Origin of the sequence: Myxococcus sp. RHSTA-1-4 (genome assembly GCF_020037125.1) — a bacterium.
Lineage (GTDB): Bacteria > Myxococcota > Myxococcia > Myxococcales > Myxococcaceae > Myxococcus.
Genome location: NZ_JAIQDG010000040.1, coordinates 38717 through 60779, shown reverse-complemented (window position 1 = coordinate 60779; position 22063 = coordinate 38717). Strand labels below are relative to the sequence as shown.

The window sequence follows — 22063 nt, the reverse complement described above, 5'->3', positions numbered from 1 at the left end:
ATGCATGCACCCGAAGAGGGAAAGCTGCGCGTAGGATTCACGGAGCTCATCGACCTCGTGGCGGAGAACGTGGGTGGCCGCGCCCTGCTGGCCAGCGACGAGTTCTTCGCGGCCAAGGAGAACCTCCTGAAGCCCGGCCGGGGCGTCTTCATCCCCGGCAAGTACACCGAGCAGGGCAAGTGGATGGACGGCTGGGAGTCGCGCCGCAAGCGTGTGCCGGGCCATGACTGGTGCATCCTCCAGCTCGGCCTGCCGGGCGTGGTGCGCGGCGTGGACATCGACACCAACCACTTCCTCGGCAACTTCCCCGAGTACGCCTCGGTGGACGCGCTGGAGGTGGAGGGCTCGCCCTCGCCCGAGTCGCTGGTGGACGCGAAGTGGACACGCATCCTCCCGCAGCTCCGGCTGCAGGGCGGCTCGCGCAACCTCTTCCCCATCGCCAGCGAGCAGCGCTGGACGCACCTGCGCCTCAACATCTACCCGGACGGCGGCGTGGCGCGCTTCCGCGTGCACGGCGAGGTGCGGCCGGACTTCGAGCGCCTCACGCGCGCGGGCGGGACGGTGGACCTGGCGGCGGCGGAGAATGGCGGCACGGTGGTGGCGTGCAACGACGCCTTCTTCGGCCCCAAGGACAACCTCATCCTCCCGGGCCGCGCCGCCAACATGGGCGAGGGCTGGGAGACGCGGCGCAAGCGCGTGCTGCCGGGCTTCGACTGGATTGTGGTGAAGCTCGCCGTGCCGGGCACCGTGCAGAAGGTGGAGGTGGACACCGCGCACTACAAGGGCAACTTCCCCGAGTCGGCCTCCATCGAGGGCTGCTACCTGCGCGAGCCGGTGGTGGACTTCGCCAACGCGCACGACATCACGTGGACGGAGCTGCTGCCGCGCACGAAGCTGCAGGCGGACCACCGGCACTTCTACGAGTCCGAGCTGCGCGCCCAGGGGCCCTTCACCCACGTGCGCCTGCGCATCTACCCCGACGGCGGCGTCAGCCGGCTGCGGGTCCACGGGCGGCCGGCATGAGCGGGCTGGAACGGCTCAACAGGATGTTGTCCGCGGACGCCCGCGCGGAGCTGCTGCGCTGCTGCGGCTCCTCGCGCTGGGCGGACGGCATGGTCCGCGCGCGGCCCTTCCGCGACGCGGAGCACCTGTTCTCCGAGGCCGCGTGGCTCTGGGAGCAGACGGGCCCGGAGGACTGGCACGAGGCCTTCAAGCACCACCCCCGCATCGGCGACGTGTCGCAGCTCCGGGCGAAGTTCGCCTCCACCGCCACCTGGTCCTCGCAGGAGCAGGGTGGGGTGGTGGGCGCGGACGAGGCCGTGCTGCAAGGGCTGGCCGACGGCAACGCCGAGTACGAGCGGCGGTTCGGCTTCATCTTCCTCGTGTGCGCCACGGGGAAGAGCGCGGCGGAGATGCTGGGGCTCTTGCGCGCCCGGCTGGACAATCCGCTCGACGAGGAGCTGCGCATCGCCGCCGGGGAGCAGGCGAAAATCACCCGCATCCGACTGGAGAAGCTGCTGGCGCCATGAGCACCCTGTCCACCCACGTCCTCGACACCCACCGGGGCCGCCCGGCCGCCGGAGTCCCCATCACCCTGGAGGTCCAGGCTCACGACGGGGCCTGGAAGGAGCTGGCGCGCGGCATCACCAACGACGACGGGCGCGTGCGCGACTTCCTGCCCGCGGGCTCCCGCGTGGAGCCGGGCGTCTACCGGATGGCCTTCGATACGGGGGCGTACTTCCGGGCGCTCGGCGTGAAGGGCTTCTACCCGTCCGTGACGGTGGTGTTCGAGCTGGCGGCGCCGGACGAGCACTACCACGTCCCGCTGCTGCTGAGCCCCTTCGGGTATTCCACCTACCGGGGGAGCTGAGCGCCCGCCGCGTGTCTCAGGCCTTGCCGATGGCGTGGGCGGTGGGGCCCTCGCCGTCGCGCCGCAGCAGCTTGTGCAGCTCCGCGATGAGCACGGGCGGCTTCACCGGCTTGACGAGGTACGCGTCCGGCTGCCCCTCGTCCGGGGTGACGCCCTCGCGGGGCGCGTAGCCGCTGACGAAGGCGACGGGGATGTGTTTCAGCGAGGGCTCGGCGCGGAAGCGGCGGCACAGCTCGTACCCGTCCATGCCGTCCATGTTCACGTCGGACAGGAGCACGTCGGGCGGCTGGGCCAGGGCCTGCTTCAGGCCGGACTCGCCGTCGGCTGCCGTGGTGCAGTCGAACTCGCCGGACAGCAGCAGGCGCAGCGTCTCGCGCATGGTCCAGGAGTTCTCGACGATGAGAACCTTCGGCTTCACGGCACACCGACTCCCTGGGTCGGGAGGCCTCCGGCTTGGTCCGGTGCTCCCTCCACGTTGTGTTGAGCCCCCAGCATCACCGCCCCGCGCACGCGCGGCAAGGGGTCCGCATCACCCCTGGTCGAGGCAGGCAGGCCCCTCGGGCTTGTTTCCGGCCCCGGGGATGGCCCGTGAACGGCCCTACTCCTCGGGTGGGGGATTCACAAGTCCCCGGCGGGACACCTCGGAGTTCGGCTCCTCGTCGCCGCGGGCCTCGCGCTCGGGGACCTGCTCCGTGGTCCACTCCTCGCCGCGCTCCACCCGCGCCTCCCAGGCGGTGTCGTCGGTGGGGCCGGGGTTGACGTCGCGCTCCTTCGCCAGCCGCCGGGCCGTCTCGGCCGCGCCGCGGTCCTGGGCATCCTCCACCTGCCCCCGGTTGCGCGGCTGGAAGTTCCTGGTGTTGCCCGCCATGGTGGTGTCGCCTCCGTGCGTACCTCGCCTGCCCGACTCAAGTTCGGAAGCGGCGGCGCACCGGGCAACCGACGCCCGGCGGGGGGACCTCCATGGAGGGCTAGCGCGCCCGGGGAGGGACCTGGCTCGCCAGCGTCGCGCCGCCCCTCGCCAGGTCTCCCACCAGGGCTCCCAGTCCGGCAGTGGGTGTGGCGATGCGGCAGGCCGCGCCGCCGTGCACCAGGCCCACCACCCGCATGCTCGAATCCACCAGCGGCGCACCGGAGTCGCCCGGACGGCCTCGCATCGTGGTGAAGAGGGCGGCCGGTACGCCCGGCAGCGACGGGCACCGGCCCAGCCGCTCCAGCAGGGCCTCCTGCGGCTCGCCCGGGCGGTCGTTCCGGCCGGCGAACACGAGCGCCTCACCGGGAGTGGGCAGCCCTTCCGAGACCTTCAGCGGCCGCACTTGCGCTCGGGCGTCCAGCCGGATGACGGCCACGTCGCGGCCCCGGTCCACGTGGATGTAGGTGCCACCCAGCCGCCGGCCGTCCAGGAAGGACATGTCCACCCGGGTGTCGTCGGGCTGGACGCAGTGGGCCGCCGTGAGGGCGTGCCTGCCGTCTTCCACCACCACCCCGGCACAGTGGCCGGGCTCCAGCGTCACCGTGGCGGCGGCCACGTCCTCCACGCCGGGAGGCCCCTCCTCCGAGCCCTGACAGGCCGCCAGCACCGCCATGCCCAGCGCTCCCGCGCACGCCAGCCACTTCCTCGAGCCCCCGCGCATCGTCCACCTCCCGCGCCTGGACGTGGCCCCCTGGCCGGCGTCCTCGCGAGGAAGGATGTGCACCCACCCGGCGGGCCCCTCAGGCAGGGCCGCCGGGCAGCCACACAGCCGGGGCTCGCTCTGGCCGACGCTCGCCGTGACGGCCCTGACTCAGGTCCACTGTTACCCGCATGGGTACCTTCGAACGTGCCCGTACCGTGGAAACGTGATATTCCATCGACCTCTGGATTTCGCTGACCCTCAGAGCCCCCTACCATCCCTGTGAGCGACGAGGAGAAGACAACCGTCCTGGACGAGCGCAGCCGTCCTCCAAGCTCGTGGGGGGACCGCATCCGCACGCCCATCACCCTACCGGGGGCTCGCGCCGGAGAGCGCCGCTCGCTGGAGCCGGGCATGGTGGTGACGGGGCGCTACCAGGTGGAGGGGCTGCTGGGTGAGGGCGGCATGGGCCGCATCTGGCTGGCGTCGGACCTGCACGAGCACCGGCGGGTGGCGCTGAAGGAGATGCAGGTCCCCGCGGGGCTGACGGCGGCGAAGACGGAGGAGCTGGTGCTGATGTTCCGGCACGAGTTCTTCGCGATGAAGAAGCTGCAGCACCCCGGCACGCTGAAGGTGTTCGACTGGGGCATGACGGAGGCCGGCAACCGCTTCATCACCATGGAGGTGGTGGACGGGACGGACCTGAGCACGCTGGCGCGTGAGAAGCCGCTGGACACGCGCACGTTGTACCGGGTGCTCATCCAGATGGCGCAGGTGCTGGCCTTCCTGCACTCGCGGCTGTACGTCCACTGCGACATCAAGGCCAGCAACGTGCGCATCACCCGCTCCGGCGCGGTGAAGCTGATGGACTTCGGGGTGATGCACCAGCTCGGCACGCCCAGCCCCGGCCGGCTCAAGGGCACGCTGGAGTACCTCGCTCCGGAGTGGCAGCGCGGCGCCAGCATCGACGGGCGCGCGGACCTGTACTCGCTGGGGGTGATGGCCTACTACCTCGTCACCGGCCGGCTGCCCTTCAAGCGCAACACGCCGGCGGCCCTGCTGGCGGACCATCTGACGCGCCCGCCGCCACGGCCCTCGACGATTTGCCCCGTGGAGCCGCAGCTCGAGGAGCTGATTCTCCTGCTGCTGGCCAAGGACCCTCGCGAGCGTTTCCAGGACGCGGGCGAGCTGCTGGAGGCGCTGTGCCACGCCAGCGGCGAGCCGCTGCCCGAGGAGACGCTGTCGGCGCGCGCCAGCTACCTGCACGTGCCGGAGGTGGTGGGGCGCTCCACGGAGCTGGAAGCGCTGATGAACGGGCTGGCCGAGGCGGACTGGGCCCAGTCCCGGGCGATGCTCATCGGCGCTCCGGCGGGCGTGGGCAAGACGCGGCTGCTCCAGGAGTTCGAGCTGCAGGCGAAGCTGGCGGAGGTGCCCTTCGGGCGCGGGCAGTGCCGGGCCGAGGGACAGGCCCCCCTGACGCCGATTACGCAGGCGCTGCGCTGCCTCATCCCGCACACGCCGGTGGAGATGATGCAGCGGCTGTCTCCGAAGCTGGGGCGGCTGCTGCCGGGGCTGGGGGCGGAGGCGGGCGCGGTGCCTCCCCAGACGGTGGGCGAGGAGAAGCTGGCCTTCTTCGGCGCGCTGGCGGAGTGGGTGCAGGCGCTGGGGCGCCAGATGACGCTGGTGCTGTGCTTCGAGGACCTCCAGTGGGCGGACAGCGCCACGCTGGAGGTGCTCAACGTGCTCATCCGCACGCTGCACGGCACGCGCGGCATGGTGGTGGGCACGTTCCGCTCCGGCGAGCTGAGCCGGCTGAGCCTCGCCTTCCAGACGGTGGACGAGAAGCTCACCACGCGCATGGACCTGGAGCCGCTGACGGTCGAACACGTGCGCACGCTGGTGGAGCTGGCGCTGCCGGGGCTGGCGGTTCCCGAGGGTTTCGTGACGCGGCTGCACGCCACCACGGGGGGCAACGCCTTCTTCGCCACCGAGTGCCTGCGCGCGCTGGTGGAGGAGAACGCGCTCACGCGCGTGGGCGGCCGGTGGAGCGCGGCGGAGGGGCTGGACACGCGGCCCCTGCCCGCAAGCATCGAGGACGCGGTGCTGGCGCGCCTGGCCACGGCGCCTCCGGAGCAGGTGGCGCTGCTGCGGCGGCTGGCGCCCGCGGGGCGCAGCCTGGAATTGCCCCTGGTGCGCGCGCTGGCGGACCTGCCCGAGGTGGAGCTGTTCGCGGTGCTCGACGGCATCGTCGAGCGGCAGTTCCTCCAGGAGGCCGAGGGGCGCTACGTCTTCACGCACGACACCGTGCACCAGGCCGTCTACGACAGCACGCCGGAGCCCGAGCGGCGGGTGGCGCACGGGCGGGTGGCGCTGGCGCTGCAGACGCTGCACTCGCAGCGGCCGGACCTGTCGCGCACGGTGGGCTGGCACTACCTGCGCTCGTCGGAGCCGGAGCTGGCCATCGGCCCGCTGCTGGACGCGGGGCGGGCGGCGATTGAAGCCCAGGCGCTGCTGGAGGCCACGCTCCTCTTGAAGGAGGCGGCGGCGCTGCTGGAGGCCGCGCCGGACTTCCCGGGACGAGACAGGCTGCTCTTGCGCATCTGGGTGACCATCGTGGAGGTGGGCTACTCGAGCGACCCGCCCACCTCGCTGGCCTTCGCGGAGAAGCTCTTCGCGCACTGGGCGGCCGGGGTGGACCTGGTGGCGGGGCAGCGGCAGGCGCTGGCGGAGCTGGAGGCGGCGTGCTCGGCACCCGAGGCCGAGCGTCCCGCGCGGCTGCGGGAGCTGTTCCGCGAGCGCGAGGCGGATGCGTACGCGTCCGAAGCGGACGTGTTCTGGAAGCAGGCGGAGCTGCGAATCCTCCAGGGCATGGCGCTGGCCATCCTCGGGCGCACGGAGGACCTGGCGGCGCTGGTGGAGCGCGTGCGGACCGAGCAGCCGGAGGTGTCGCCGTACCGGGCCGCGACGCTGCTGTCTCCGGCGATGGTCTGCGCGTATACGGGCCGCTTCGCGGGCGTGCTGGAGACGCAGTTCGAGCAGCTCGCGCGCCTGCGCGGGATGCGCGAGGCCCTGGGGCGGCTGCCCCGTCGCCTGGCCTGGGCGCTGGGCATGGGCGGCTACATGATGAACATGACCCTGGCGCTGCGGGGCGAGCCGCTGGACGCGCAGGCCACGCGCGACGGGTACGCGGCGGCGGAGGCGCACGGGTTCTCGGACGTGCGCGCCTTCCACCTGTTCTCGGTGGTGACGCGCGCGGCCTTCACGGGCGATGGCTCGGCCTTCGTGCCGGCGTTCACGGAGAAGACGGACCTGGTGCGGCGGCTGGGCAGCCCCCGGCTGATGGAGCGCAACCTGGCCATCTTCACTCCGCCCTACTACCTGGAGCGCGGCGAGCACGAGCACGTGGCCGCGGTGGTGGCCCGCGCGGAGGCGCTGGCGCGGGTGCTGCCGGGAGACCGGTGGCTGCAGAGCCACCTGCTGGTGTACCAGGCGTGCCGCGACGTGCTCTTCGAGGACGCGGCGGCGGCGCGCCAGTCGCTGCCGAGGGCCCTGGCCGCGGCCCGCGAGGGGGGGCTGCGCATGGAGACGCTGCTGCGCGTCTACGAGTCGCGGTTCGAGCGCGAGCAGGGGAACATGCTGTCGGCGGGTGACGCGGCGGAGGCGGCGCTCGCACGGGCGACGGACCCGATGCTGGCCAACCCGTGGGATGAAATCCTCGCCCGCCGGGCCATGGCGGCGCTGTTGCCCGGAGAAGAGGGCACCATGCACCTGCGGCGCGCGCTGGCGCTGGCGGAGCTGACGGGCAACACCTTGCAGATGGGGCTGGTGCACCTGGCGCTCGCGGAGCGCGAGCCCCTGGGCGAGTCGGTGGCGGAGTTGACGACGGCGGAGGCCCTCTTCACCGAGGCACGCGCCACCGGCCTCCTGTCGCTGGCCACCTCCGTGCGAACCGCCCTCCAGCGGCGCGTGGGGGTCCTGCGGAGCGCGTGAGCGCGCGGACCCGCTTTCCGCTAGGGTGCCCGGATGACCCTCTTCGAGGGGCTCCCCGCATGAATCTCCTCGTCGAACTGGGCATCGCCGTCGCCGGCCTCGTGCTCGCCGTGGTGCTGCTGAGCCTCAACCTCTGGCGCGCCATCCTCTTCCTCTTCCCCGGCAGCGTCCGCGTGGAGCCCGAGGCCCCCTCGGACCAGATGGACCTTCCGCTGGAGCTTGGCCCGCTGGCCGCCCAGCTCCAGGCGCTCGGCTTCGTGGCGCTCGGCAGCCACGAGGAGAAGCCCCGCCTCCAGCGCGCCACCCGCTCCTATGACTGGGCCCACCCGGGGGAGCGCGTGTTCGCCACGCTCCATCTGGGGCAGGACGGCTCCCCCCGGCTCTACCTCCTCACCCCGGTGGCGCCCCGGGGCTTCGTCATCACCGCCGGCTACCGCCGCCCCGCCATCGAGCTTCCCGGCGTCTACCGTTCCGGTTCACTGGAAGACGCTTCCCCGGAGCGGCTGCTGCGTGCCCACCTCCGGCGCCTGGAGGGCTTCACCCCCACGGGCGATTTCACGTGGGAAGGCCGCGTGGAGGCCGGGCGTTCCTGGTACCAGGGGCTCGGACGCAAGGAGATTCGGCGACAGAACCTGCAGGGGTTGTTGTTGACCGTCATGGCGCTTGCCATCGTCGCCAGCGCCTTCCTGGGCCGGCGGCTGCCCTGACGACTCAGACCCACACGTCATCACGTCACGGCGTGCGTGCACCGCGCGTCTGTTGAGAGTAGGTAGACGACCACCATGAAGAGCGTGTCCAAGAACGAGGAGATCTACTTCCTTTCCGGCAAGCGCACCCCGTTCGGTACCTACGGGGGCAGCCTGAAGGAGCTCAGCGCCACCGACCTCGCCGTGGAGTCGGCGAAGGCCGCCCTCGCCCAGGCGAAGGTGTCGCCCGAGGATGTCCAGCACATCGTGTACGGCAACGTGGTGCAGACCAGCGCGGACGCCATCTACCTGCCGCGCCACGTGGGCCTGCGCACCGGCGTGCCCGTGCCGGTGCCCGCCCTGGGCGTCAACCGGCTGTGTGGCTCCGGCTTCCAGGCGTTCGTCACCGCGGCCGAGATGATGCTCACCGAGCAGGCGAGCTGCGTGCTGGCCGGCGGCACGGAGTCCATGAGCCAGGCGCCCCACGTCATCCGCGGCGCCCGCTGGGGCCTGCCGCTGGGCAAGGGGAACCTGGAGGACATGCTCTGGACGGCCCTCACCGACAGCTACACCGGCCAGGCCATGGCCCTCACCGCCGAGCAGCTCGCGGTGGACTACTCGCTCACGCAGGACCAGGTGGACGAGTACGCCGTCCTCACCCAGAAGCGCTTCGCCGCCGCGCAGGAGGCGGGCCGCTTCAACGACGAGATTGCCCCCGTCACCATCAAGGGCAGGAAGGGTGACACCGTCGTCTCCCGCGACGAGCACAACCGTCCGGAGACCACGGTGGAGGGGCTGCGCAAGCTGCCCAAGGTCTTCAAGAAGGACGGCGTGGTGCACGCGGGCGCGGCCAGCGGCATCTGCGACGGCGCGGGCTCCATGGTGATGGCCACGCGCGGGTTCGTGGAGAAGCACGGCCTGAAGCCCATCGCCCGGCTGGTCAACTGGGGCATCTCCGGGTGTGACCCGCGCATCATGGGCATTGGCCCGGCGCCGGCCATCCGCCAGCTGCTGGAGCGCGCGCAGTGCCAGCTGTCCGACGTGGACCTCTTCGAGGTCAACGAGGCCTTCGCGCCGCAGTACCTCGCGGTGGAGAAGGAGCTGGGCCTTCCCCGGGACAGGACCAACGTCAACGGCGGCGCGATTGCCGTGGGCCATCCGCTGGGCGCGTCCGGGGCTCGCATCACCACCACGCTGGTGTACGAGCTGAAGCGTCGTGGTGGCCGCTATGGTATCGGGTCCGCCTGCATCGGCGGCGGCCAGGGCATCGCGGTGCTGGTCGAGGCGCTCTGATGACGGCACAGGACTTCCAACCGGGACGCGAGATGAGCAACGAGGTGGACGCGAAGACGGCCCGTGAGCGGGCCAAGGCCATCGCCGAGCAGCGCCGCGCCGAGCGCCGCAACCGCAAGCGCAAGTGCGTGGTGTGTGGCGTGGAAGAGAGTGACAAGACGCCGCTCACCGCCCACCCCGAGGGCATCGGTCCCGCCTGCAAGGACGAGGTCGCGTGTCTGTCCCGCAAGGCCGCGGGCGCGAGGTGAAGTAGACGGCCCGTGCCCCGTGCACCCGGTGCGGGGCTGCGACCGCGCCCTGGCCGCCCTGGAAGGTGGGGCGGCCCGGGCCTTCTGTTCGACGGAGAACCGCCGGCCCCCCGAGGAGCCGGGTCCGCCAGGACTGGAATGTCGGCCCCGTTTCTTGATGGCGGAATCGTCTCGGGGTAAACGTCCAGAATCTCTGGTTTAGACGAGGGTCGGAATGGGCGTTATCAGCTTCACGGGAGTCAAGGTGTTCTCCACGACTCTGGCGCGTGACCGCGAGAACATGGGTGAGAACATCACCAAGTGGCTCAAGGAGAACCCCAACGTCGAAGTGGTGGACAGGGTGGTGACGCAGTCCTCCGACAAGGAGTTCCACTGTCTGACCATCACGCTCTTCTACCGCGCGAAGTCCTGAGCGGCCGCGCGAGGGCGGAAGAGCCGGCATTCGAGGGCGCTCTCCCTGGTGACGGGGATGGGCGCCCTTGTCGTTTGGGGTTGCGAAGCGGCGGGGGTTCCACCACCTTTGGGCGTCCCTTGAGCGGTGAGTGGGAGGAGTACTGAATGCGACCGATGCGCAGCTTCGGCGGCAGGGGTGGTGGTGGACTGCCCGGCCTGGAGACGATGGCGTCCAAGCTGGCGGTCGCGCTGGTGGCTGGCTCCGTGCTGTTCCACCTCACCAAGGGAGGGCAGGGCGGGCTGCTGCTGCTGCTGCCGGACGTCGTCCTCCGCCGGCTGCTGCTCTGGCAGCCGCTGACCTATGCCTTCATCGAGGCGAGCCCCCTCGGCATCATCTTCGGCGCCATCATCATCTGGTCGATTGGTGGCTACCTGGAGTCCATCTGGGGCGGCAAGCGCCTGCTGCTGGTGGGGTTGGGCATCACCGCGCTGGCGGGCGTCGTGACGGCGCTGCTGGCCATGGTGGTGCCCGGGGCGACGACGCAGGCGTACACCGGCGGCAACGTGATGACGACGGTGCTGTGGGTGGCGTACGGCCTGAGCATCGGGCGCGGTGAGACGAACTTCTGGGGCATCCCCCTGTCCGGCAACGCGCTGGCCGGCATCGGCGCGGGCTTCGTCGTGCTGTCGGCCGTCACCGCCGGCTGGCAGACGCAGGTGCCGGACCTGCTCGCGCTGGGCATGGTGTTCGCCTACGTGCGGGGTGTCAGCCCGCGCCGGCTGATGCTGCACTTCCAGCACTGGCGCCTGCAGCGCCAGCTCAAGGACCGTTCCAAGCACCTGCGCGTGGTGCCGAAGAACCCGAACCGTCCGGACCGGGACCAGTACCTGAACTGACCCCGGGCCTCGGAGTTCCGTCCCTGGAGGGCGGCCTCAGTGGGCCGCCTCGGGGTGTCCGTACTGCTTGAGCTTGCGGTAGAGCGTGGCCACGCCGATGTCGAGCTGTTCGGCGGTGCGCGCGCGGTTGCCGCCATTCTGCGCCAGCACCGCGAGGATGTACTCCTTCTCCATGTCCTCCAGCCGGCGCGGGTTGCCGGTGGGGACGAGGCTGGGCGGCGCGGCGCGGACCTCCTCGGGCAAATCCTCCCGCTCCACGCGCTGGCCCTCGCACAGGGCCACCGCGCGCTCCACCGCGTTGCCCAGCTCGCGCACGTTGCCGGGCCAGCCGTAGCGCAGGAGCTGGTCGGCCGCCTCGGGGGCCAGGGCCGCCACCTTGCGGCCCAGCCGCTCGGAGGCCTCGGCCAGTAGCAGCCGCGCCAGGGGGAGGACGTCCTCGCGCCGCTCGCGCAGCGGCGGAATCTTCAGCTCGATGACGCGCAGGCGGTAGTAGAGGTCCTGGCGGAAGCGGCCCAGGCGCACCTCCTCCGCGAGGTCCCGGTTGGTGGCGGCCACCAGGCGCACGTCCACCTTGCGGCTGGTGTTCTCGCCCACGCGCCGCACCTCGCGCTCCTGGAGCACGCGCAGCAGCTTGGCCTGCATGGACGCGGGCACCTCGCCCACCTCGTCCAGGAAGAGGGTGCCGCCGTGGGCCGCCTCGAAGAGGCCCGCCCTGTCATGGGTGGCGCCGGTGAAGGCGCCGCGCGCGTGGCCGAACAGCTCGCTCTCCAGCAGGCTCTCCGTGACGGCGGCGCAGTTGACGGCGACGAAGGCCTTGTGCGCGCGGCCGGACTCGTCGTGGATGAGGCGCGCGACGCGCTCCTTGCCCACGCCGCTCTCGCCGGTGACGAGCACCGTGGAGTCCACCTTGGCCGCGCGGCGCGCCAGGTTGAGGACGCGCTGCATGGCCTCCGAGCGCGCCACCATGCCCGCCGGGTCCTCCGTCACGCCCGCCCGTGCGAGGGACTGCCGCTTCGCGCGCAGCTTGCGCTCGGCCTGCCTCAGTGCGTCCGTCACCTGCGCCAGCACGCCCTCCATGCACTGCGTTTCATAGAAGCGCAGCACCTCGGTGCACTCGGTGCTCCACTCCTCGGCGGGCCGGCCGACGAAGAGGCACGCCGCGTCGCCCTTGCCCACGCAGCGCAGCTCCGTGCCGTAGATGGGCTTGCCGTTGACGTAGCTCATGTAGCCGGACGCGAAGCCGGTGAGGCTCCAGCACACCGGCTGGTCCGCCTGGCCCAGGTGCAGCAGGTGCTGCTCGGCCTCATAGGAGTCGCGCCACTGCGCCTCGGCGAAGGGCTCCGGGCCCTCGTCCGGCCGGCGCTCCACGCGCTCCACCCGGACCTGCCCCTGCAGCATGTGCAGGCGCCCGCCCGCCCGCCTCCACATCGACTCTTCCGGCCAGGGCACCGCCGTCTTCAGGGCCTCCGCCGTCCTCCAGCCATGTGCGTAGCCCAGCCGGGTGAAGATGCCGCGGGCCGCCGTCATGCCCAGCAGGCCGATGAGCTCCTTGCGCAGCAGCCCCAGCGCCACCGGGTCCATCAGCAGCGCCCGCTGCCCCGCGAAGTGGATGAGTCCGCCCCCCGGCTCGAAGGACAACAACTCGTTCAAGCCCAGTTCGAATCCGGCAGCCACGGTGTACGACTCCCTTCCAGAGTGATGTGTCTCTCTATCAATCTGAGATGCTCCGCGCACGCGGTGACAGGCTCATGGAGTAATTCCAAGGGGTTGGCGTGTCGCGTGCCTTGGTCTTCCGGTTGCAGTAGAAGGTCCCGTCACCCGGCTCCGGAAGTTCCGAGCAGGGAACCCTGTCGATGCGCGGCTTCGCGCCGCGCTTGAAACGCAGCACCCCGAGGAGAACAGCTACATGAAGATGTCCCTGAAGAGCGCCGTTGCCCTGATGATTGCCCTGCCGTCCCTGGCGTTTGCCTCGACGTGGGACATCGACCCCGCGCACTCCAGCGCCGGCTTCACCGTGCGGCACATGATGGTGTCGAACGTGAACGGCTCGTTCAACGTGAAGAGCGGCTCGGTGAACCTGGACGACAAGGACATCACCAAGTCCACCGTCGAGGCGACCCTGGACGCGGCGTCCGTCAACACCGCCAACACCAAGCGCGACGAGCACCTGCGCGCCCCTGACTTCTTCGACACGGCCAAGTTCCCGACCATCTCCTTCAAGTCGAAGAAGGTGGAGCAGGCCGGCGAGGGCAAGCTGAAGGTCTCCGGCGACCTGACCATGCACGGCGTCACCAAGCCCGTCGTCCTGGACGTGACGGGCCCGAGCCAGGAGTCGAAGGACCCCTGGGGCAACATCCGCCGCGGCGTGCAGGCGACCACCAAGCTGAACCGCAAGGACTTCGGCCTGACCTACAACGCGGCGCTGGAGACCGGCGGCGTGGCGGTGGGTGAGGAGGTCACCGTGAACCTGGACCTGTCCCTGACCAAGAAGCAGCCGGCGCCCGCCGCGAAGCCGGCGACCGCGTCGGACAAGAAGTAGTCCGAAGCCACGGCTGACGCTGAATGACGAAGGGGCCTCCCACGGTGGTGGGGGGCCCCTTTTTCACTTGCGGGGGGAGCGACGTGGGCGCCCCCCGCCCGGGTTGTGCCTCAGCCTTCCGCCACCGCCTGCACGCTGGAGCGGTAGATGAAGATGCGGGCGGTGTTGGTGCGCTGGTCGGCGGGGATGACGAAGAAGCCCGGCGTGCTGCCCTTGAAGTCCCGCGAGAAGCCCGCGACCTGACGGCCGTCGTTGAAGGTGACGCGGATCTTCTGGCCCTCCGCCTGCGGCTGACGCACGCCGGCGCCGAGCATGAAGAAGATGGCCTTCACGCGCTTGCCGGGAATCTGCTCGGGGGCGAAGCCGCTCTGCTGCTCCAGCGAGATGACCTCGTCGAGCAGGTCGGCGTCGCGGATGGTGCCGCGCTTCACCTGGCCCTCGACGGTGTGGATGATGACGCGGTGCTCGCCCTCCACGAAGGATGTGACGGGTGCCGTGTCCGCCACGGCCGGCTGGGGGAAGAGCGGCTCACGCGAGGCTGCGACGCGGTTGGACGCCTGCGGCGCGGGCGGAGGCGGAGGGCGGGGCGCCGGAGGCGGCTCCACGGACTCCTCCTCGAGCTCGATTTCGGCGATCTCCTGCTCGAGCTCCACCGCGACCTCCTCCTCGATGGGGGAGGGCAGCGGGGCGTCGAGGTTGACGTCGATGTCGGCTTCGGGCTCGGAGAGGTGGTGGCCCTGGGCGCCGAAGGGGCTGTCGCCGCCGGACCGCCAGGCCGGAGCCTCGGGCTCGGGCTCCTGCTCCCAGGGCACCGACTCGGACGGCGCGGCGAAGCGCGAGGCGGTGGCCTGCGCTGGCGTGTCGCTCCACGAAGGCTCCGGCTCCGCGGGCGTGGCCTCGAGCATGGGCTCGATGTCCACGGGCGTGTCGCTCCACTCGGCCTGGACGCCCTCGGCGGGAGTGGACGTGTCCGCCAGGGAGACTTCCTCGACGGGGGCCTCGCTCCACTCCGGCGTGGCGGCGGCGGGCTGCTGCGCGCTCCACTCGGGAGCGGCCTCGGCTTCCGGCGTCACCCACTCGGGCTGGAGCTCGACGGGGGCCTCTTCGGCCGGAGCGGACTCCCACTGGGACGCGGGCTGCGTCTCGACGGAGGCCCATGCGGACGACGCCGTGTCCGTGGCGGGAGTGTTCCAGTCGGAGCCGGGCTGGGCCGCGGCGGTGGAGGACCACTCGGGCTGAGCGGCGGCTTCGCCCGTGGGCGTGGCCCACTCCGCCTGGACGGCGTCGGGAGCGAGTTCCTCGACGGGCGAGGCCCACTCGGGCTGGGCCTCGGTGGTGGCACCCGTCCACTCGGCCTGGGGAGCGGCGTCGGTCGCGGGCGTTGCCCACTCGGGCTGCGTGGCCTCGGGCGCCCCGGTCGTGATGGTGGACCACTCGGCCTGCACGGCGTCGGGAGCGAGCTCCTCTACGGGCGAGGCCCACTCGGCCTCGGGAGTTGCTTCGGCGGCAGGTGCGGCCCACGCGGCGTCGGGTGCCGCCTCGGCAGTGGGGGCGGACCAGTCCGTCTGCGCGGACGTTGCGGCGATTTCTCCGGTGGGTGCACCCCACGCGGCGTCAGGCGCCGAGTCAGCGGCGGGGGCGGACCAGTCCGTCTGCGCGGGCGCGGCCCACTCAGGCTGGGTGGCCTCCGCGGACGCTTCAGCGGAGGTCGCCCATTCGGCCTGGACGGCCTCGGGCTCGATTTCAGCGGCGGCCGTCCACTCCGGCTGCGCGGCCGCGGGCGCCTCGGTCGCGGGTGCGGACCACTCGGCCTGCACGGCGTCGGAAGCGACTTCGGTATCGGCGGACCATTCAGCCTGGGCAGTCTCGGAAGCGGCTTCGGTGGTGGCGGACCACTCAGCCTGGGCAGTCTCGGAAGAGACTTCGGTGGTGGCGGACCACTCAGCCTGGGCAGTCTCGGAAGCTCCCTCGGCGGAGGAGGACCACTCGGCCTGGACAGCCTCAGAAGCGACTTCGGTGGTGGACCACTCAGCCTGGGCGGTCTCGGAAGCAACCTCGGCGGTGGCGGACCACTCGGTCTGGGATGTCTCGGAAGCGACTTCGGTGGTGGACCACTCAGCCTGGGCAGCCTCGGGCTCGGCCTCGGTGGTGGCGGACCACTCAGCCTGGACAGCCTCGGGCGCGACCTCTTCGGCGGGCGTGGCCCACTCCGGCTGGGTGGCCTCGGGCTCGACCTCGGTGGTGGCGGACCACTCGGCCTGGACAGCCCCGGGCTCGACCTCGGTGGTGGCGGACCACTCGGCCTGGGCAGCCTCGGGCGCGGCCTCTTCGGCGGGCGTGGCCCACTCCGGCTGAGCGGCCTCGGTGGCAGCTGCCGTCCACGGCGCCTGGGCGGCGTCGGTCTCGGGCGTGGCCCACTCGGCCTGGAGCTCGACGGGCGCGGCCTCTTCGGCGGACGAGGTGGCCCACTCGGACGGCACGCTCTCGGGCGCGGCCTCTACCGGCGCGGTCCACCCGGTCTGGGCAGCCTGGGATGCGTCCTGCGCGGCCGGGGTGGCCCACTCGGCCTGTGTCGCCTCCGGAGCAACCTCCTCGACAGGCGTGGCCCACTCGGCCTGTGCCGCCTCCGGAGCAACCTCCTCGACAGGCGTGGCCCACTCAGCCTGCGCAGCCTCCGGTGCGGCCTCCTCGACAGGCGTGGCCCACTCGGGCTGCGCCGCGGTTTCCGCTTCACCGGTGGGCGTCGCCCACTCGGGCTGCGCGGCATCAGGAGTCGCCTCACCAGTGGGAGCGGCCCACTCGGCCTGTGCGGCCTCGGGAGAGCCCTCTTCGATGGGCGTGGCCCACTCGGCCTGGAGTTCGACGGCCGCTGCCTCTTCGGCGGCCGTCCCCCACTCGGAAGGAGTCGCGCTGGTCGCCGCCGCCTCACCGGCCGACGCGGCCCACTCAGCCGCGAAGGCACCAGGGGCGGCTGCCTCGCCGGCCGGCGGAGCCCACTCGGTGGCAAGTGCTTCCGTGGAGACCTCTTCGCCGGGCGTGACCCACCCGGCCTCGAGCTCCGCCGCCGCGGGCGCGGTCTCGGAAGGAGCCGCCGCATTCGCGGTCAGGTCGGAGGGCTCGGAGGCCGAGGCCCACTCGGGCTGCAGCTCGATGGGGGCCTCTTCGGCAGGCGTGGACCACTCGGGCTGCTCGGTGGAGCCGGACGCCTCCGTGGACGCATCACCCCACGAAGCACCGGACGTGCCCATCTCCGCGGCGAACTCGGCGTTGCTCGCGAGCGGCACGGCGTCGGCCGATTCCGCGCTCCAATCGGCGCTGGCGGCCTGCTCCTCGCTCATGAGCGGCACGGCGTCGGTCGACTCCGAGCCCCAACCCGCGCTGGACGACGGCTCCTGACCCGAGAGCGCCATGCCGCGCTCGCCCGGGCTCGCGAAGCGGCCGTAATCGACGAACTCTCCCGCGGCGGCGAGCGGCACGGCCTCCTCGGGATTGCCGCTCAGGTCGAACATCTCCTCCGCGGTCGGGGTGCCCGCGAACGCATGGGCCGCGGGGGACGCCGGCGCCGGCGTCCCGGCGAGCTCGACGGTATCGGCCTGGAGGTCCGGTCCCACCTGCACCGAGCGGAGCTCGAGCGAGGTCTCATCCGGGTTCTCGAACGGAGACCCGGCGGACGCCATGGGGGCTTCGGGCTCCATCTCGGAGCCGAGGTCGGCCACGTCGAAGGTCGGCGGCTCCGTGCTCTCCGGGGCCGACTCGATGTCCATGACGTCGAGCGGCGGCTCCTCCGCGGAAGTCTCGCCCTGCGCCGACAGCGGAGCCTCCGCCGCGGCGAAGTCCGTCGCTTCGGACGCGTTCAGCTCGAACGTGGGAACGCTCTCCTCCGCGCCGGCCGCCTGGACGTCGTCAGCGGGCTCCATGCTCACGTCGGACGCCTCGAGCGCGATTTCCGCCGAGCCGGCCTGCGCTTCGAAGGAGGACGCGTCGCTCATGTCGGACGCGTCGAGGGCAATCTCCTCCGAGGCGGACTGCGTTTCGAAGGAATGCGCCTCGGAGGCGTCGAGCGAGAACTCCGTCGAATCGCCCTGGGACTCGGTCGCAGCCGATTCGCTGGAGGCAGGAGTGCCCAGGTCCCAGGCGTTGGACGAGACCTCCGCGGACGGAGTCGCCTCGTCCGGGGATGCGGCCTCGAGCATGTCGGAGGCGTCGAGCGCCAGCACCGAGGGCTGCGTGTCCGACTCAGCGGCCGGGTCGGCGGGAGTCAGCGCGGCGACGTCGATGATGTCACTCGCGTCGGCACTCTCCGCCTCCGAAGGCTCCATCGGCTCCACGGCGAGCGGGGCGGACGCCCAGGCTTCGTCCATGGGCGCGGGCGAGCGTTCCTCGGCCAGCACCGGCTCGCTTTCGGCCGTCGCGTCGACCAGCTCGACCTCGGAGGAGGGGACCTCCAGCTCGGCGGAGGCGAACTCCGCCTCATCGGACGGCGCCGCCGCGGCAACGGGCGCCTCGGCGGAAGTGTCCGGCGCCGACTCGACCTCCATCGACAGGTCGGCGAATGAAGACTCCAGCGAGGACTCGGGCTCGGAGGCGGCCGGGACCTGGGGCTCAGAGGCCGTCACGGACGAGAAGTCATCCTCCGCGACCATCGCGCCCGGCTCGGTCTCCGGCGCCTGCGCACCCTGCTCCCCAAGGTCGGCGGTGACGTCCGCGAACGAAGCGGACGGGTCCGGAGTGGTGTCCACCGCGACGTCCGACTCCATCACCTCGAGCACGTCCTCAGAGGAGGTGGACGTGGCCTCGGTGCCCGGCTCCTGCTGTGCGTCCAGCGACTCCTGCTCGGCGGCGGGAGCGCCAGCCGTCTCGGCGGCGCCAGGGGTCATCCAGGGCGCGGGCTCGCTCAGCGCGGGGATGTCGATCTCGTCCGCGGTGAGGCTCAGGTTGTCGGGCTCGACAGGGGCCTGCGGCGCGTAGCCGGACCAGGCCTGCTGTGCATTCGGATCCGCCTGCCAGCCACCGGCCTGGCCCTGCGCATTCGGGTCATAACCCTGCTGCGCATTCGGGTCATAGCCCTGCTGCGCGTTCGGGTCATAGCCCTGGGCATTCGGGTCGTAGCCCTGCTGCGGCCAGGCCGCGTAGCCCTGGTTCGGGTCGTAACCCGGCTGCGCATAGGCCTGACTCGGGTCGTAACCCGGCTGCGCATAGGCCTGGTTCGGGTCGTAACCCTGCTGCGCGTAGGCCTGGTTCGGGTCGTAGCCCTGCTGCGCGTAGGCCTGATTGGGGTCGTAGCCCTGCTGCGCGTAGGCCTGATTGGGGTCATAGCCCTGCTGCGCGTAGGCCTGCTGGGCGGGGTAGGCGTACCACTGGCCGTCGGCGCCGTAGTAGCCCTGGGGCTGCTGGGCGTAGTCGGCGGGGTAGGCGTACCACTGGCCATCGGCGCCGTAGTAGCCCTGGGGCTGCTGGGCGTAGCCGGCGGGGTAGGCGTACCACTGGCCATCGGCGCCGTAGTAGCCCTGGGGGGCCGCCTGTTGCTGCCATGCGGAGGCGTCCGGCACGGCGGGAGCGTCCTGGATGCCCAGGAGCCCGCGCAGCTCGCTCCAGCGAGCCTCCTCCACGGGAGACAGGCTTCCCAGCTTCCGCTTCTCGTCCAGGAAGCGAAATTCTCTCATCGCCGCGCGCGTGTCCGACATCCGTCACCTTGCTGCGGGACAGCGTACAAACCGACTCCTGCCGCAGCGTAAATAGGGGGCTGTGAGTGTAGGGGACTCCCGGGGAGGGGTAAACCAAATGGACCGGGCTTGGCTGGCAGCCTCCCCTACTGGAAGGCGGCCCGCACCTCCTCGTCCATCGTCGCAAGGGTTTCCCCGTAGTGGTCCCGCAGTCCCTCCTCCAGGGGTTTGCCCCGGCACAGCTCGCGAGTGAAGGTGAGGAGCCGGCCCGTCCCCCCCCTTCGCACCAGCTCACGCACGGCCACGCCGGAGGTGCCGTACGAGAGGGCCGGGCTCCGGGTGTACATGAGGGTCTGGTCCCCCATCTCCGCCAGTTTGGGCAGCCGGTTCGCCTTGGCCGCGCTCACCAGGGCGTTGTGGACGACCCGCTCCGGTTCCTCCCGACCCAGGTAGCGCCACTCGACGTACTCGGCCAGCCCCTCATTGAGCCAGGTGGGCAGGAGGTGGCCGCCCTTGTCGCAGAAGTCGTCCAGCGCCGCGTGCACGTACTCGTGCACCAGGGTGGCCCGGGTCTGCTGGGTCAGCTCCGCGGCGTCATTGATGCGGATGGCGTCGTCCGAGTAGAGCCCGGCCACCCCGCGCGCCCGGCGCGCCCCGAAGTGGACGCTGAACTCTTCCCGTGTGTACAGGATGACATCCACCGGCGACTCGCGGGCCTCGCCCAGCATGCTCCGGGTGAAGTCATATGCCTCCTCCAGCGCGGAGACGATGCGGCCCTCGTACTCGGCGCGTTGGCTGAAGTCGCGCTCGTTGTTGAAGTAGCGGATGACGAAGCGCCCGTTGGAGCGCGTGCGCATGCCCCGCGGGTCCGTGCCGGACTCGTACGTGAGGCTGACCGCGCGCGTGTCGCCCTTGCCGCCGTTGCCCACCGCGGGTGCGTTCTCCAGGGCGGTGCCCGAGGGGCGCCGCCCCGTGCCGGGCTTGCCGTTCATCAACCGCTCCAGGCGCTCGGCCTCCTTGCGCGCCTGGCCCTCCTCGCTCGTCTTCGCGCGGGCCTGCTGAATCAGCCGCTTCGCCTCCGCGCCCTCGCGCGAGCGGGGCGGTACCTTCTCCAACACCGCCAGGGCTCCCGCGGCGTCCTGCTCCTCCAGCAGCAGCCTGCCCAGCTCCAGCCCGAAGGCGCCGTCCTTCGGGTGCCGCTCCAGGCCCTTGCGCAGGGCGGTCTCCGCGGCGGCCCGCTGGTCCGTCTTTCGAGCGGAGCGGGCAAGGCACTTCAGGGCTCCGGCGGACGCGTCGAACACCACGGCGCGCTCGCCCAGCGAGTACGCCATCACCGCGTCCTCCTCCAGCAGGGCCTCGCACCCCTTGAGCAGCGCGCCGGAGATGGTGCGGCGCTGGGCTTCCGGTACGCCCGCCACGTCACCCGAGGCGAAGGCCAGGTACAGCTCCTCCCAGGCGCGGCGGGCGGCGAGCTCCTTCGCCTTCTGTGCGGACGGAGGCGGGGCGGCGGCGATGAGCAGGGCGAGCAGGAGGGTACTCATGACCCCAGTATGACCGAGCCCCCGCGCGCTGGCGCAAGGCCCCCGCGGCCCCGCCGTGTACTACTTGCGGGCCACCTGCCAGCCCAGCCCGCGCAGGGCCTGCATCAGCTCCTCGATGTGGCCGGGGCCGGTGGTCTCCAGCGTCACCTCCACCATGGCCTCGCCCAGGCCCGCCTTGGAGAAGGCGCGCTCGTGATGGATTTCCACCACGTTGGCGCGCAGGTCGGCCACCTGCGTGGTGAGCTTCGCCAGCATGCCGGGCCGGTCCGGCAGCCGCACCTCGAGCTGCACCAGCCGTCCCGTCTTCACGAGGCCGCGCTCGATGATGCGGCTGATGACGTTCATGTCGATGTTGCCGCCGCTGAGGATGATGGCCGTGCGGCGGCCCTTCGCCATGGGCACGTCGCCGCTGAGCAGCGCGGCCAGGCCCACCGCGCCCGCGCCCTCCACCACGCTCTTCTCCTGTTCCAGCAGCGTGAGGATGGCCGCGGCGATTTCCTCCTCGTCCACCGCCACCACGTCATCCACGTACTTGCGCACCATGGGGAAGGTGAGCTCGCCCACCCGCTTCACCGCGATGCCGTCCGCAATCGTGGTGCCCGCGGCCGGGAGGTCCACGAGGTGGCCGGCCTCGAGGGACGCCTTCATGCTGGCGATGGTGGACGTCTGCACGCCCACCACGCGGATGCCCGGCTTCTGCTCCTTCAGCGCGCAGGCGACGCCGGAGATGAGCCCTCCGCCGCCGATGGGGACGAGCACCACCTCCAGGTCCGGGCACTGCTCCAGCAACTCCAGGCCGATGGTGCCCTGGCCGGCGATGACATGCGGGTCGTTGAAGGGGTGGACGAAGACGAGTCCCTCCTCCTTCTGGATGCGCAGCGCCTCCGCGTACGCGTCGTCGTAGTTGGAGCCCTTGAGCACCACGCGCGCCTTGTACTCGTCACGCGTGCGCGACACCTTGATGAGCGGCGTGCGCTCCGGCATGACGATGGTCGCCTTGATTCCGAGCCGGAGCGCGTTGTACGCCACGCCCTGCGCGTGGTTGCCGGCCGACGCGGCGATGACGCCCCGGCGCCGCTCGTCCGGGGAGAGCGTCAGCAGCTTGTTGAGCGCCCCGCGCTCCTTGAAGGCGCCGGTGCGCTGCAGGTTCTCCATCTTGAAGTACACCGCCGCGCATTCCGTCTTCTCCGTGAAGTAGTCGGACTGCGGGCACGGCGTGGGACGGATGGACTCGCGAAGGCGCTCACGCGCGGCGAGGATGTCCTGGAGGGTGACCATGTGGGGCGCGTGTAGCGGATGCGGGCCCCGGGCGGAAGAGACACGCGGCGGGCGG

17 protein-coding genes are annotated in these 22063 nt (G+C 71.6%); 10 read left to right on the top strand and 7 right to left on the bottom strand.

The genetic code is table 11. The features are described from left to right. From alc to uraH, 3 genes are read left to right on the top strand one after another with little or no spacing between them, the layout of a single operon-like run. Window positions 1-1023 carry an allantoicase gene (gene alc, locus K8638_RS37710; RefSeq protein ID WP_223759569.1) on the top strand — a complete coding sequence of 341 codons (1023 nt, stop codon included), beginning with the start codon at window positions 1-3 and terminating at the stop codon, window positions 1021-1023. Continuing rightward, a complete protein-coding gene (uraD, locus tag K8638_RS37705; protein WP_223759568.1) occupies window positions 1020-1529 on the top strand; it encodes a 2-oxo-4-hydroxy-4-carboxy-5-ureidoimidazoline decarboxylase in 510 nt (169 codons plus the stop codon). The genes alc and uraD overlap by 4 nt, the downstream gene beginning before the upstream one ends. Continuing rightward, window positions 1526-1870, top strand: a complete 345-nt coding sequence (uraH, locus tag K8638_RS37700; RefSeq protein WP_223759567.1) for a hydroxyisourate hydrolase — start codon at window positions 1526-1528, stop codon at window positions 1868-1870. Before uraD ends, uraH begins: the two co-directional genes overlap by 4 nt. Before the next feature lie 16 nt (window positions 1871-1886). Here the strand turns inward: uraH and K8638_RS37695 are convergent, their stop codons facing one another. The 3 genes from K8638_RS37695 to K8638_RS37685 all read right to left on the bottom strand — a co-directional run bounded on the left by K8638_RS37695 (window position 1887) and on the right by K8638_RS37685 (window position 3501). Continuing rightward, window positions 1887-2288 (bottom strand): response regulator, encoded by a 402-nt coding sequence (locus K8638_RS37695; protein ID WP_223759566.1) that lies wholly within the window; start codon window positions 2286-2288, stop codon window positions 1887-1889. Between the two features lie 180 nt (window positions 2289-2468). Beyond that, window positions 2469-2738, bottom strand: coding sequence for a hypothetical protein (locus tag K8638_RS37690; protein ID WP_223759565.1), 270 nt, complete (start codon window positions 2736-2738; stop codon window positions 2469-2471). Window positions 2739-2838: 100 nt separating this feature from the next. After that, window positions 2839-3501 carry a serine protease gene (locus tag K8638_RS37685; protein WP_223759564.1) on the bottom strand — a complete coding sequence of 221 codons (663 nt, stop codon included), beginning with the start codon at window positions 3499-3501 and terminating at the stop codon, window positions 2839-2841. Between the two features lie 393 nt (window positions 3502-3894). On the opposite strand from K8638_RS37685, the gene K8638_RS37680 reads away from it, so the two are divergent. The 6 genes from K8638_RS37680 (at window position 3895) to K8638_RS37655 (ending at window position 10987) form a co-directional block, all read left to right on the top strand. Next, entirely contained in the window at window positions 3895-7470 is a 3576-nt protein-coding gene (locus tag K8638_RS37680; protein ID WP_223759607.1) for a serine/threonine-protein kinase, read from the top strand. 59 nt (window positions 7471-7529) lie between these two features. After that, complete coding sequence (locus K8638_RS37675; protein ID WP_223759563.1) at window positions 7530-8177, top strand: hypothetical protein; 648 nt, start codon at window positions 7530-7532, stop codon at window positions 8175-8177. A 75-nt stretch (window positions 8178-8252) separates the two neighbouring features. Further along, window positions 8253-9449, top strand: a complete 1197-nt coding sequence (locus K8638_RS37670) for an acetyl-CoA C-acetyltransferase (protein ID WP_223759562.1) — start codon at window positions 8253-8255, stop codon at window positions 9447-9449. Between the two features lie 32 nt (window positions 9450-9481). Continuing rightward, window positions 9482-9697, top strand: coding sequence for a hypothetical protein (locus K8638_RS37665; protein WP_169350314.1), 216 nt, complete (start codon window positions 9482-9484; stop codon window positions 9695-9697). 214 nt (window positions 9698-9911) lie between these two features. Next, complete coding sequence (locus K8638_RS37660) at window positions 9912-10109, top strand: hypothetical protein (protein ID WP_169350308.1); 198 nt, start codon at window positions 9912-9914, stop codon at window positions 10107-10109. 146 nt (window positions 10110-10255) lie between these two features. Further along, the gene (locus K8638_RS37655; RefSeq protein WP_223759561.1) at window positions 10256-10987 is read left to right on the top strand and encodes a rhomboid family intramembrane serine protease; all 732 of its coding nucleotides are present in this window, start codon (window positions 10256-10258) and stop codon (window positions 10985-10987) included. 36 nt (window positions 10988-11023) lie between these two features. Here K8638_RS37655 and K8638_RS37650 read toward each other — a convergent pair whose 3' ends face one another. Continuing rightward, window positions 11024-12661, bottom strand: coding sequence for a sigma-54-dependent Fis family transcriptional regulator (locus tag K8638_RS37650; protein ID WP_223759560.1), 1638 nt, complete (start codon window positions 12659-12661; stop codon window positions 11024-11026). 232 nt (window positions 12662-12893) lie between these two features. Here K8638_RS37650 and K8638_RS37645 point away from each other — a divergent pair, with 232 nt between their 5' ends. Then, a complete protein-coding gene (locus tag K8638_RS37645) occupies window positions 12894-13526 on the top strand; it encodes a YceI family protein (protein WP_223759559.1) in 633 nt (210 codons plus the stop codon). Window positions 13527-13636: 110 nt separating this feature from the next. On the opposite strand, the gene K8638_RS37640 is transcribed toward K8638_RS37645, so the two are convergent. The 3 genes from K8638_RS37640 to ilvA all read right to left on the bottom strand — a co-directional run bounded on the left by K8638_RS37640 (window position 13637) and on the right by ilvA (window position 22008). Then, a complete protein-coding gene (locus tag K8638_RS37640; RefSeq protein WP_223759608.1) occupies window positions 13637-19189 on the bottom strand; it encodes a hypothetical protein in 5553 nt (1850 codons plus the stop codon). Between the two features lie 146 nt (window positions 19190-19335). Then, a complete protein-coding gene (locus tag K8638_RS37635) occupies window positions 19336-20730 on the bottom strand; it encodes a tetratricopeptide repeat protein (RefSeq protein WP_223759558.1) in 1395 nt (464 codons plus the stop codon). A 60-nt stretch (window positions 20731-20790) separates the two neighbouring features. After that, on the bottom strand, window positions 20791-22008 hold the full coding sequence (gene ilvA / locus K8638_RS37630) for a threonine ammonia-lyase (protein WP_223759557.1): 1218 nt from the start codon (window positions 22006-22008) through the stop codon (window positions 20791-20793). Between the last annotated feature and the right edge of the window lie 55 nt (window positions 22009-22063).

Coding starts and splice junctions, on each gene's coding strand:
- alc (WP_223759569.1), top strand. CDS start 1: ATGCATGCACCCGAAGAGGGAAAGCTGCGCGTAGGATTCACGGAGCTC.
- uraD (WP_223759568.1), top strand. CDS start 1,020: ATGAGCGGGCTGGAACGGCTCAACAGGATGTTGTCCGCGGACGCCCGC.
- uraH (WP_223759567.1), top strand. CDS start 1,526: ATGAGCACCCTGTCCACCCACGTCCTCGACACCCACCGGGGCCGCCCG.
- K8638_RS37690 (WP_223759565.1), bottom strand. CDS start 2,738: ATGGCGGGCAACACCAGGAACTTCCAGCCGCGCAACCGGGGGCAGGTG.
- K8638_RS37685 (WP_223759564.1), bottom strand. CDS start 3,501: ATGCGCGGGGGCTCGAGGAAGTGGCTGGCGTGCGCGGGAGCGCTGGGC.
- K8638_RS37680 (WP_223759607.1), top strand. CDS start 3,895: ATGGTGGTGACGGGGCGCTACCAGGTGGAGGGGCTGCTGGGTGAGGGC.
- K8638_RS37675 (WP_223759563.1), top strand. CDS start 7,530: ATGAATCTCCTCGTCGAACTGGGCATCGCCGTCGCCGGCCTCGTGCTC.
- K8638_RS37670 (WP_223759562.1), top strand. CDS start 8,253: ATGAAGAGCGTGTCCAAGAACGAGGAGATCTACTTCCTTTCCGGCAAG.
- K8638_RS37665 (WP_169350314.1), top strand. CDS start 9,482: ATGAGCAACGAGGTGGACGCGAAGACGGCCCGTGAGCGGGCCAAGGCC.
- K8638_RS37660 (WP_169350308.1), top strand. CDS start 9,912: ATGGGCGTTATCAGCTTCACGGGAGTCAAGGTGTTCTCCACGACTCTG.
- K8638_RS37655 (WP_223759561.1), top strand. CDS start 10,256: ATGCGACCGATGCGCAGCTTCGGCGGCAGGGGTGGTGGTGGACTGCCC.
- K8638_RS37645 (WP_223759559.1), top strand. CDS start 12,894: ATGAAGATGTCCCTGAAGAGCGCCGTTGCCCTGATGATTGCCCTGCCG.
- K8638_RS37640 (WP_223759608.1), bottom strand. CDS start 19,189: ATGAGAGAATTTCGCTTCCTGGACGAGAAGCGGAAGCTGGGAAGCCTG.
- K8638_RS37635 (WP_223759558.1), bottom strand. CDS start 20,730: ATGAGTACCCTCCTGCTCGCCCTGCTCATCGCCGCCGCCCCGCCTCCG.
- ilvA (WP_223759557.1), bottom strand. CDS start 22,008: ATGGTCACCCTCCAGGACATCCTCGCCGCGCGTGAGCGCCTTCGCGAG.